This window comes from Aquimarina ulvae, from assembly GCF_053613295.3.
The window spans coordinates 13,097-25,295 of the sequence record NZ_JBSIBP030000009.1 but is presented as its reverse complement, the minus strand read 5'-3'; the positions used below and the strand labels follow the sequence as shown (position 1 = coordinate 25,295).

Below are 12,199 nucleotides of genomic sequence, written 5' to 3'. Positions count from 1 at the left end.
AATGCCATTTCTGAATGTAACCGCAAAGGTACGTCTAATTTTTAGGATGTTAATCCATTTATCAGTTTGATATAGGATATAGATAACTTTAGACCATAAAAAATATTAAAGACTGACATATTCTTCTTAAACTTATTAATTCTCAATAAAAAATATAATAATATCCGTGTTTCACTGAAAACAGGGAATCTTAGACCGTCGCAAACAATTATTTTTACAATGATACTCTTTGTATAAATTGAGCACGTACATTTATTATTTTTTTGGTTTAGAAAAATTACTTTTTAAATTCAAATGGGGGCAAATATTTTGACGACATACAGATGTTATCAAATATGTCCAATAAGTAAACCGAATAACCTTTATCATGAAACCCAACTATTTCATAAATCCATTATTCCTACTTTCTTTAACCATTTTATTGGTCAACGATTTCTTTCTAAAGCAGCTATACCACAATTGGATTACTGGCAAATTGTCTGATTTGTTTGGGCTTATAGTTTTTGTTATGTTTCTTACATCATTTGCAAGTCAATATAAAAAACTGATTTCTATTGGCGTTGCCGTTCTTTTTAGCTTTTGGAAAACACCATTGAGTCAGTTTGCAATTGATTTCTGGAATACTCTTCAAGTTATTCAATTTGAAAGAACAGTAGATTATACCGATATTTTTTGTGTAGCAATCTTAATACCTCTTTTTTTTTATCGTCCTTCAATACATTATGTTTATTCTAAAACTAAGTTATTCAAAACGATAAAATATAGTATCTCCATTATAACATTATTTGCAATAATGAGCACATCACAAATGCGTTACGCCGTACCACCATCCACAAAAATTGATAAATATATAACGGTCAAAACTCCTAAAGATTCATTTTTTCGTCAATTAGACATAGATAAAATAAACTATCGTAAGGATTCTACAATGGTAGTAAAAAAACACATTTTAGATAAATATATTCTTCAAGATATGATATTAGATCAGGATACTATTTATAGAATTACCATTGGTGTTAAGGGCTTAAAGTATAGAACAAAAATATATATTGATAGTCTTATATTTAAGCAAAAAACAGACGCGGTATCGTCATATTATATTACCACAGAAAAAAAATGGCTAAAAAGATATAAAGTAGATATTATAGACTTCTTGAAAAACAACAACCAGTAAACCATTTGATAAACTAGAATATTTTCTCTCCCTAAAAATTCGTTAACACAAAACCATCAAAACCAAATCTTATAGTATATTTGACAAACGTTAATCAGGAATGCAGTTTAAAAACCCAGAATTTCTTTATGCCTTATTTGCACTTGTTATTCCTATTATAGTTCATTTATTTCAGTTACGACGTTTTCAAAAAGTACTTTTTACCAATGTTCAGTTTCTTAAAGCTGTTAACATGCAAACTCGTAAAAGTTCACAGATAAAAAAATGGTTAACACTGATTGCCCGCTTATTAGCCCTTTCGGCTTTAATCATAGCCTTTGCGCAACCATTTTTGGCTTCAGAAGAAACTGTTGGCAAACAAAATGATACCATAATTTACCTTGATAACTCTTTTAGTATGCAAGCTAAGAGTTCTAAAGGTCCTTTATTACAACGAGCTATCCAAGAACTATTGAGCATATTGCCTGAAGATGAAAATATTTCTCTTTTTACCAATACCAAAACCTTTAAAGAAGTTCGTAAAAAAGATATCCAGAATGATTTACTACAACTGGAATATACCCATAATCAGCTATCATACGATGCTGCTTACTTAAAAGGCAAACAACTCTTAAGCAATGCTCCAGAAACTGTTAAAAGAATCATTATGATCTCTGACTTTCAGCAAAAAAAAGAGGCTTTCAACCTTACTTTAGATCCTGAAATTAAAACAAATTTTATTCAGTTAAAACCAGTAACCAAACAGAATATTGCTATTGATAGTCTTTACCTAAAACGTGATGCGAGTAATGAACTGGTACTTACTGTTTCCCTTAGCAATACCGATGCTAATGCCGAAGATGTATCTATCGCATTTTATAATGACGAAAAATTACTTGCAAAAACATCGGTTACTATTCCTAAAAACGGAACAGCCAGTACCCTATTCAAAGTCGATGAAAATACGAAGGTAAATGGCCGAGTTGTTCTCGAAGATCCTGGATTAACATTTGATAACTCGCGATATTTTACAGTTAATGTTCCAGAAAAGATAAAAGTTGTTTCGGTAAACGGAACAAGTGACCGTTTTATAAAAAATATTTATACACCAGATGAGTTTTCTCTAATAAGTACAGCATTAGAATCGCTGAACTATAATGATATCAGCAATGCAAATCTGGTCTTGATTAATGAAATAAAACAAATACCTGTCTCCCTGATAAATGCGCTTAACTCATTCGAAGATCAAGGAGGCACTATATGCTTTATTCCTGCTACAGACGGTAACTTAATCTCATACCAACAACTGATTAACAGTTTTTCTAAAATAGGATTGTTAACGTTAAGAAAACAAGAAAAGAAGATAACAGGTATTAACTTTGCGCATCCTCTGTATCGAGGGGTTTTTGATAAAAAGGTTACCAATTTTCAATATCCTAAAGTCAACTCTTGGTATCAGACAAATGCAGTGAATAGTATTCTATCTTTTGAAGATAGCACTCCTTTCTTTTACAAGACAAATTCGCTTTATGTGTTTACAGCATCCATTGATGATGAAAATTCTAATTTTAAAAACTCACCATTAATCGTTCCTACTTTATATAATATTGGAAAACAAAGTTTACAGTTATCAGACATATCCTATACCATAGGTCAGACAAACACGTACGATATTCCAATAGCATTAGGGCAGGATGGAATACTCTCGTTAGAATCGAGTCAGGAAAGTATCATTCCTTTGCAACAAAGCTTCGCAACCAAAGTACGGGTAACAACGGAAGAAGTTCCTACCAAAGCAGGAATATATGCACTTATGGACAAAGAGCAATTAATTCAGCATGTAAGTTACAATTACAATACTTCAGAAAGTAGTTTACTGTATTATGACCTTTCTAATACCGGAAAATATAAAGTAAATGACTCTATAACATCATTATTTGAGCAAATAAAAGAACAATCCAGTATCCAAGAACTTTGGAAATGGTTTATTATTTTTGCATTGATTTTCTTATTAATTGAAATCCTATTATTAAAATATCTCAAATGAATTTCTTATTAAAGGCCGCAACTGTAATTGATCCCTCATCGCCTTTTCATAATCAAACGGTGGATATTCTAATCGAAAATGGGATTATTAAGGATATTGATGCTTTGATCGAAGCATCAGAAAATAGTGAAGAGATAAAATTAGACACATTACACGTATCACAAGGGTGGTTTGATAGTAGTGTAAGTTTTGGAGAACCCGGATATGAAGAGCGTGAAACGATTGCACATGGATTAATCGTCGCAGCCCAAAGTGGATTTACAGATATTGCCCTTAATCCTAATACATTACCGATAACGGATACTAGTGCCTCCGTAGGTTTTTTAAAAGGAAAAGCATTGCAAAACCCAGTAAACCTTCATCCAATTGGTGCCTTGACAACTAAATCAGATGGTTTGGATATGGCAGAGCTGTATGATATGAAACAAGCTGGAGCCATCGCTTTTGGAGATTATAAGAAACCTATTCGAAATCCAAATTTGCTTAAAATTGCCCTATTATATGCTCAAAATTTTGATGGGCTCGTGCTTTCTTTTCCACAGGATAGTAATATAGCAGGAAAAGGAATGGTTAATGAGGAAGAGCAGAGTACATTACTGGGATTAAAAGGAATTCCTGCACTAGCTGAAGAATTACAAATATCCAGAGATCTATACTTATTAGAATATACCGGAGGAAAATTACATATTCCAACCATATCCACTTCAAAATCAGTACAACTAATCAGAGATGCCAAAAAAAATGGATTACAAGTAAGCTGTAGTGTATCTGTACATCATTTATATCTAACAGATGAAAAATTAACAACCTTCGATACTAATTACAAAGTTTTGCCACCCCTTAGAACTCAGAAAGATGTCAACGCCTTAATTGATGGAGTGAAAGATGGCACCATTGATATGGTAACCAGTGATCACCAACCAATGGATATAGAACATAAAAAAGTAGAGTTTGATAACGCTGAATATGGAACTATAGGTTTAGAAAGTGCTTTTGGAATATTGAACAATATGCTAAATATAGATCGAACTATAGCACTGCTGACTAATGGAAGATCCGTATTTGGTTTAGAAAACACACCCATAGATAAAGGAAATAAAGTCAATTTATCGTTATTTACACCAAAAAGGAATACCACTTTTGATAAAGAACATATCTTATCAACTTCAAAGAATAGTGCTTTTTTAGGTGAAACTATAAAAGGAAATGTATACGGTATTATTTCTAATGGACAAATAATAATAAAGTAGACACCCTTAATTATCTGTCTCTTGATAGAGGAATTTACAGTAAATTCTGACCTTTTACTTTTAAATAAAATAACAAATAAAGAATATTCATCATGCAATCAGATTATGCAAAACAAGGAAAAACGGCTGCTATTGTTGCTTACATAACCCTTATCGGTACAATTATCGCTTTCTTCATGAATCAAGATGACAAAAACAAGTTTGCTAGTTTTCATATTAGACAAGCATTAGGTATAAATATCGGTTTTTATTTATTAGGTGCGTTAGTAAGTATGTTTGATTCCTGGATAATTTCGTCATCCTTTTACATTTTTATACTTGTTCTTTGGGTATATGGCTTAATAACTGCTGCAAGAGAAGAACAAAAAACGGTGCCTTTTGTTGGTCTTTATTTTCAGGAATGGTTTACGTTTATTAAATAAGCTATAAAATTATTTTTTGAATTGCGTTCTTACATCATTTCTAAAGCTGCTTCTTTTTGTACTTTTAACCATTCTTACTCAAATCGGAGGAGTTCTATATATTTTTAGTGAACTCTTAGTTTCTAAAAAAGCTACACACCGTAGGTATAAAAAAATCAGTTTATTTATAGGCTTATATATTTGTAGTACTTTTTTAATTGTACCTTATCTGGCTCCGGTGTTTGGGAGAGAAAAAATTAAAAACAACGATGTTCTGGAAGCCCACTCTACATTCACTATATTTTGTAATCGCAATTATGTAACTCCACAATTGAATGCTGTTTTACTAAACATTGCTAAAACTATTAACGATAAACACAATACAATAAAATTAATATATCTGGATGCTAATTTTCCGTTTATCACTGGATTTCCATTGCTGCCACACCTTAGTCATCGTGATGGTAAAAAGATTGATATTTCTTTAATTTATAAAAATGAAAAAAATAAGATTACTAATAAAAAACCAGCAATTTTTGGGTATGGCGTATATGAGGATCTGGATCCGGGTGAATATAATCAAATCAGGGTTTGTAAGAAAAAAGGATATTGGCAATACGATTTCGCTAAATATCTAACTTTTGGTATTTTAAATAAACAACTGAAGCTTTCAGAAAAAGCCACAAAAGATTTACTTTTGACCATTGTAAAAGAACAAAAGGTTAGAAAGGTATTTATCGAACCTCATCTCAAAAATCGACTAGGGCTGCAAAGTTCTAAAATACGATTCCACGGATGTCAGGCCGTTAGACATGATGATCATATACATGTCCAACTATAAAATACTATTACAAATCAATATAAATATAAAAAGACTCAACAAATGGAGACAAAAACGTTATCACTACATCATATCATAAAAGAACCGACCGCAAAAAAAGATAAAACACCTGTTTTATTTATGTTACACGGGTACGGCAGCGATGAGAATGATTTGTTTTCATTTGCTCCAGAACTACAAGAAGAGTTATGTATCATTTCGGTAAGAGCTCCATATCCCATGCAACCTTATGGAAATGCATGGTATGCCATCTATTTTGATGCAGCACAGGGTAAATTTAGTGATGATACACAGGCAATAGCATCCAGAGATAAGATAGTTGCTTTCATCGAAGAAGCTATAATAGTTTATAATCTAGACGCTGATAACGTAACACTCCTCGGTTTTAGTCAAGGAACCATTCTTAGTTATGCCGTAGCACTCTCCTATCCCGAAAAAGTAAAAAATGTGGTAGCGTTAAGTGGGTATTTAAATGAGGATATTTTGAAAGAAAATTATGAGGATAAGGATTTTTCAAAACTTAATATTTACTGTTCCCACGGTAGTGCGGATCAAGTAATCCCTGTGGATTGGGCTCAAAAAGCACCAATAAAACTTGAAGCTCTGGGCATACAAACGACACTAAATGAATTTCCGGTAGGTCACGGAGTAGCACCTCAGAATTTTTATCAGTGTAAAAAATGGCTGAGTAAACATATTTAAAAAACTTAAGGTAGATCATACTAATTGCTATTTTTATTCGTTGCAATAAAGTCACACTCATCTTAAAACGCAAAAAATGAAAACGCTAACCACCCCAACTGTTTTCGTGTCGATTTTTTTTACCTTCTTTGGTACAGCACAGGTTACATATGAAGCAGCATTCCCAAATATTGATTTTGAATTCCCTGTAGAAATACAATCTCCCATAGATGGAACAGATCGAATGTTCATCGTAGAGCAAAGAGGTCGAATTAAAGTATTTCCAAGAAATAGTAATGTAAGTACCAATGAAGTTGATACGTTTTTGAACATTACAGATCGTGTTCGCTTCAGAGATGGCCAGGAAGTGGGACTTTTAGGACTGGCCTTTCATCCGGAGTATCAGACCAACGGATATTTTTATACGTATTACACTACCAATAGTCCTGTTCCAAATATTTCCGTAAGAATGGTACTATCCAGATTTTCGGTTAGTGCATCGGATCCTAATTTTGTTGATCCTGATAGCGAATTAGTTCTTTTTCAATTTGATAAAAATCAAAATAATAGTAATCACAACGGTGGTAAAATTGCTTTTGGTCCAGATGGATACTTATATATTTCTATTGGAGATGGTGGTGGTGGAAATGATCCTGAAGGAAACGGTCAAAATATAAACACAGTTTTTGGCAGTATTCTACGTATTGACGTCGATTTAGATGGAAATAACCCTCTAGAAACAAACCCAGATCTACCGAATGAAAATTACGAAACCCCCAGTGATAACCCTTTTGTTGGAATTAGCGGGTTGGATGAAATTTATGCGTACGGTATCAGAAATACCTGGAAATTTTCATTTGATAACGCAACAGGAAGAATTTGGGGAGGAGATGTAGGTCAGGGAGCCTTTGAAGAAGTAAATATTATAAAAAATGGTGAAAATTATGGTTGGAGTAGATTTGAAGCAAATTCTGTAGCCAATAGTGATGTTTCCATCAATGAACCCGTTGTTTTTCCTGTACATTTTTACAATCGTAATCAGGGAGATCGTTCTATAACCGGTGGTTATGTTTATCGTGGATCAGAAATTACGAGTTTGAGTCCCGATATTAATGCTAAATATATTTTTGGAGATTACGTAAGCGGAAGAGTCTGGGTATTAGACTACAATTCTTCAACAGAAACAGGAAGTAGCACATTGCTTTTCAATACCTCTGGTGAATTTGTATCCTCATTTGGAGTAGATAAGAATGGTGAGTTATATTTTAGCGACTACGGAAGTAATGCTCAACTATACAAACTAGTAGATGGCACATCTGCACCGTCCGGAACTGTAGTAAATGGTATTGGCCAATGGGAAGAACTAAATCAGGGAATCCCTAATGGTATTGTTCAATCTTTAGTTACAGCTACAAATGGTGATGTATATCACGCCGGTACATTTAATCAAGTAGGGAATATCACCGCCAATAATATTGCTGTATGGAATGAGTCTTCTGGCTGGAGAACTTTAGGAACAGGAGCCAATGGCACGGTCAATACACTTAAAATTGCTCCTAATGGAAATCTATATGCCGGTGGTGCATTTACCGAAATTGGAGGAGTTTCTGCCAAAAATATTGCAGTATGGGATGGAAGCAGTTGGTCTGCCTTAGGATCTGGAATTGACGGAACGGTAGCTGCAATCGAAATCGACAACAGTGATAATGTATATGCAGGTGGTGTTTTTGAAACAGTTAATGGCACCACAGTCAGAAATATTACCATGTGGAACGGTATCACCTGGTCTGCCTTAACAGATGCTACCAGTGGTGTTTCGGGAACAAATAACGAAGTAAGGTCGTTAGTATACGATACTAATGGCACGCTGTATGTAGGAGGTAATTTTGATGAAGCCGGAAATAACACAGCCAATAGAATTGCAACTTGGAATGGAACGAATTGGGCTACTCTAGGTACTGGAACCAGTGGTTTTGTTGAAGCAATCGCAGTAACTCCAAACGAAGTATTTATCGGTGGAAATTTTTCTATCGCCGGAGGTCAAACAGTAAATCGTATAGCACGATGGAATAAAAACACATCGAGCTGGTCTTCTTTAGACAATGGAGTCAATAATATAGTAAATACTTTAATACACGATGGAAATAACCTGTACGCCGGTGGTGCCTTTGATACGGCGAATATAGATAATAACAATAGTATCATTGTTAACAATATTGCTCGATGGAGTGAATCCAATGGATGGCAAGCATTGGGTACTGATACCAATGTAGGGGTGGATATTAAAATTAACACCATGAATTTTGCAACTGATAGTGATGGAATAGATAAAATTTTTGCTGGTGGGAACTTTTCAACTGCCGGAGCAATTAGTGCTAATAATTCAGCAAAATGGGTGTCAGAAAATGTATTAAATGTTCCGGATACTACGGAGCAGCAAAAGATATATCTTTATCCTAACCCAACTAATGGCATCGTAGAATTACCAAATATAACTGATTGGACACTTACTGATAATTCTGGTAAAATTATTAAAGAAGGTAGCAGCGCTACACTTGATATTTCAGAATACGCAGTTGGCTTGTATTTCTTAAAAATAAAAAATGGAAATACGCTAAAAATTATAAAGCGGTAAGACTTCAATCCTTTATCGGTACTTATCATTTAGTCCTATTCCTTTTTCAATCATAGGAGTTATTTTTTCTATCCTAGAAGTTCGGGTAGCTTCTCGTTTTGCTGTTGCAATATATTCTTTGAATTCCTTTTGCTTAAATGGTGTTAACTTTTCAAAGCCGGCTTTTACATCTTGATTAGTATCAAAAAGAGTTTGTAATTCTGCTGGCATTTCGAAGCTTTTAGATTTTTCTATTTTTATTTCTTTACCCTCCTTTTGATTGCGGATAGCTTCCTTTACATACTGGGTTACCAATTCCTTGTCTATCTCATCTATACTATTGAACCTCCATTGTCTTAAACCTTTTGTTTTGCCTTCTTGGGCGTTCATTAACTTATGATGGGTATCCTTTAGGAAAACTCCTTGATGAAACCATATCCCTACATATGATTTAAAAGCTCCTAGACCAATAACATTCTTACCATCAATTGTATAGGTAGGAGTTCCCCATTTTATGGTTTCTTTCATTTCTGTAGAAAGCATTATAGATCTCAGGAATTCTAAAACTTCTTTCCACTCCGGCTTTTTTGATATAAACTCTTCAACGGATTTATTATTTTGCATATTTTGAAAATTTATTGAAGTATCTAATTTAAGAAATCTTAAAGATATTTTTTGAACTCTAATTATAAAGAGCAAACATATCGTTTCTTGTATCATCTCTCTAGATATTCCTTCAGCTTTTGCCCTATAAAATAATTCCATCCTTGTTGACAACTTTCTCTGGTAAATTCTGGAATATCTGATGGAAAGTCTTCCGTTACCGTTAACGAAAGTTTAAGTATTACCCCTTTTTTACTTTTTTCACACAACTCAAAAGTCACATAGGCATCCCCTGGGTATTCTTCATAACTCCAAGTATAACTAATCCTCTTATTGGGTATCACTTCAATAATCTTCCAGCAATGTGTATACTTTCTATCTTCTACTTTTATCAAAAACTTTGTCTCGAATCCAACTTCGGGTTTAAAGGATTTTATAGTATCAAAGAACCACAACTGCATTTCTTTTACATCGGTTATAACTTTCCAAAGTTTTTCGACAGAAACTGCAAAAGATTGTGTTACAGTAATAGGTGCATCTATAGTTTTCATAACCCTAAGATCTCATGTTTTTTCAATTTATGAATATCTTATAAATTGCTAGTATGGTATCAAATTTGATACAGTTTTTCAAAATCAAATTATGAGGGCTTTATCATTGATCACTTTGTTTCTACTATTATTTTCATCTTGTATACCTACTAAAATAGCTCCTAACATTAAGGAAGATAAAGTAATGGTAGCTAAAAAATTTAAAAAAGGATTACCCAAAAGAAACTCTTTTATTTTTGAAGATCCTAAAAATGCCAATGAGTTTTATCAATATATCAATAACAAATTTAAGTTAACTAATAAAGATGTTGGATGGAATGTTCCTTTTTTTGTAAATAAGGTAGAATACTATCTTTCGTTTCACGAAGTAGAACGAACTACAAACACGATCAATCTTGCACCAATGGTTATAGATGCCGCTTTAGAGAATCAAGAAATGTCACCAGTATTAGAAGATTCTTATTTTAGTCGTAATGGAAAGTGGTATATAGTACTTACTGTTAATGACAAAGGTTTTAAAGATTGCCTTAAAGAAAACTATGCTCAAAGAGATGAAATTGTAGTGTTTCTAAGACAACTCAGAAAAGAGTATTTATCAACCAGTAATTATAAATCTTTATTATTTAAAAAATAAAAAACAAGTAAAAATAGCTGAGATACTTTTTAAACCCATTTACCTCAGCTTAGTTCGTTATGAGATCTTATTTTATCGGTATATAAAGATCTACCAAACATTTATTTTCGGGATGTTTTCGGAAATCGTTATAATATATTTCAAAAGGAGTTTCCTCGGATTTTTTATATCCTTTTTCGTTCATCCACACAAAAAGACCACTCCACGCATTTTCAAAATCATCCGGAGTAATTTCAAAACTGCCAATGATACTTCTACCCTTTTTGATAACAATTGGAGTTATCTCACCTTCTACAGTAACAGGTTTCTTGGTTCGCATACAAATACTCATCCTAACCTTATCAGGAGATGTTACTTTAAAACTATCATGAAAAACCCTTGCCATTGTAGTATCTGCCTCATCAAAAACTCCATTAGATCTCCCCCACTTTATGAGCTTTTCAAAAGTATTTTCTATGCCAATTACTCCTATATGAGTAATACTGGCAAAATATAATTCTGGGGTTTCTTTTACTTCAATTTTTGCATTCATTGTTATCCAGTTTAAATGATTAGTAATGTTGCAAATGTATTTTTCAAAGATTTGATACTCTTGTCCGATCTTGCTTTCGACTTTACTTATCTTGCTAAATGTACTCGGCAGTTGTTTTCGAAATTCGGTCGGACTTACTCCATAAAAGTTTTTAAATGCTCTGGTAAACGAAGAATTGCTATTAAAACCGTGTAGCAGTGATAGCTCGGTTATACTCCTTTCTTTTTTATGTATTAGCTCTAACGCTATTTTCTCAATACGTCTTCTTTTAACGTAAGCGTTTAATGTTTCGCCAATAACCGCTTTAAAAATCCTATGAAAGTGAAATGGCGAGTATAACGCAATATTTGAAACCGACTCTAAAGATAAGTCACCATCCAAATGTGTATCAATATATTGTAAAGCTAAATTAATTCTCTGGATATACTCTTTATTTATTTCTTTTTCTGAATGGAATTTCATAGTAGGATTCATATACTTTTTATCTAAGTCCGTTCTATTAAAATCTTTTGTAAAATCAGCAGCGTTATCGAACCCAAGTCTTTGAAACTTTTTAAAATATGGAATATAATCAGAGGCTTCAAATTCGTGCGAATCAACATTCCATAAAAATTGGATGATCCACGAATACCATCTGGCAGGAGAAGGGTATTTTTTCAAATACGCTATACAACCATTAAAACTCAAGGCTTCTTGATCAAGCCACTCATTCAAAATCATGATGTGTGTTTCTCCTCCTCCCATTCGCCATCCAGTGCTGTAGGGATGAGAATTAGAAGCATATATCCACTGGGGAAGAACATCACCATATTTTTTCACAAGCGCTTTACTGGTCTCTATATACCAATCTGAATTTTTATATTTCCCCATGTATCCGATTCGAATGACACTT

Annotated in this window: 11 protein-coding genes; 8 read left to right on the top strand and 3 right to left on the bottom strand. The window is 33.2% G+C overall.

What is annotated here, in order from left to right; genetic code table 11:
- The first annotated feature begins 367 nt into the window (after positions 1-367).
- The 7 genes from ACWGOQ_RS17700 (at position 368) to ACWGOQ_RS17670 (ending at position 9,008) form a co-directional block, all read left to right on the top strand.
- Complete coding sequence (locus tag ACWGOQ_RS17700) at positions 368-1,174, top strand: hypothetical protein (RefSeq protein ID WP_452057911.1); 807 nt, start codon at positions 368-370, stop codon at positions 1,172-1,174.
- A gap of 100 nt (positions 1,175-1,274) precedes the next feature.
- Positions 1,275-3,200: a vWA domain-containing protein gene (locus tag ACWGOQ_RS17695; protein ID WP_452057912.1), complete on the top strand. Its 1,926-nt coding sequence runs from the start codon at positions 1,275-1,277 to the stop codon at positions 3,198-3,200.
- Positions 3,197-4,450 carry a dihydroorotase gene (locus ACWGOQ_RS17690; protein ID WP_452057913.1) on the top strand — a complete coding sequence of 418 codons (1,254 nt, stop codon included), beginning with the start codon at positions 3,197-3,199 and terminating at the stop codon, positions 4,448-4,450. Before ACWGOQ_RS17695 ends, ACWGOQ_RS17690 begins: the two co-directional genes overlap by 4 nt.
- A gap of 92 nt (positions 4,451-4,542) precedes the next feature.
- On the top strand, positions 4,543-4,872 hold the full coding sequence (locus ACWGOQ_RS17685; protein ID WP_452057914.1) for a DUF4870 domain-containing protein: 330 nt from the start codon (positions 4,543-4,545) through the stop codon (positions 4,870-4,872).
- A 16-nt stretch (positions 4,873-4,888) separates the two neighbouring features.
- Positions 4,889-5,692, top strand: coding sequence for a hypothetical protein (locus ACWGOQ_RS17680; protein WP_452057915.1), 804 nt, complete (start codon positions 4,889-4,891; stop codon positions 5,690-5,692).
- Positions 5,693-5,734: 42 nt separating this feature from the next.
- Positions 5,735-6,394: an alpha/beta hydrolase gene (locus ACWGOQ_RS17675; RefSeq protein WP_452057916.1), complete on the top strand. Its 660-nt coding sequence runs from the start codon at positions 5,735-5,737 to the stop codon at positions 6,392-6,394.
- A 76-nt stretch (positions 6,395-6,470) separates the two neighbouring features.
- Positions 6,471-9,008 (top strand): PQQ-dependent sugar dehydrogenase, encoded by a 2,538-nt coding sequence (locus ACWGOQ_RS17670; protein ID WP_452057917.1) that lies wholly within the window; start codon positions 6,471-6,473, stop codon positions 9,006-9,008.
- 12 nt (positions 9,009-9,020) lie between these two features.
- Here the strand turns inward: ACWGOQ_RS17670 and ACWGOQ_RS17665 are convergent, their stop codons facing one another.
- Together ACWGOQ_RS17665 and ACWGOQ_RS17660 are read right to left on the bottom strand one after the other, a co-directional pair.
- The gene (locus ACWGOQ_RS17665) at positions 9,021-9,611 is read right to left on the bottom strand and encodes a YdeI/OmpD-associated family protein (RefSeq protein ID WP_452057918.1); all 591 of its coding nucleotides are present in this window, start codon (positions 9,609-9,611) and stop codon (positions 9,021-9,023) included.
- Positions 9,612-9,703: 92 nt separating this feature from the next.
- Positions 9,704-10,141 carry an SRPBCC family protein gene (locus ACWGOQ_RS17660; RefSeq protein ID WP_452057919.1) on the bottom strand — a complete coding sequence of 146 codons (438 nt, stop codon included), beginning with the start codon at positions 10,139-10,141 and terminating at the stop codon, positions 9,704-9,706.
- 91 nt (positions 10,142-10,232) lie between these two features.
- Between ACWGOQ_RS17660 and ACWGOQ_RS17655 the strand changes: the two genes are divergently transcribed.
- On the top strand, positions 10,233-10,775 hold the full coding sequence (locus tag ACWGOQ_RS17655) for a hypothetical protein (protein WP_452057920.1): 543 nt from the start codon (positions 10,233-10,235) through the stop codon (positions 10,773-10,775).
- Between the two features lie 67 nt (positions 10,776-10,842).
- On the opposite strand, the gene ACWGOQ_RS17650 is transcribed toward ACWGOQ_RS17655, so the two are convergent.
- A complete protein-coding gene (locus ACWGOQ_RS17650; RefSeq protein ID WP_452057921.1) occupies positions 10,843-12,177 on the bottom strand; it encodes an AraC family transcriptional regulator in 1,335 nt (444 codons plus the stop codon).
- Between the last annotated feature and the right edge of the window lie 22 nt (positions 12,178-12,199).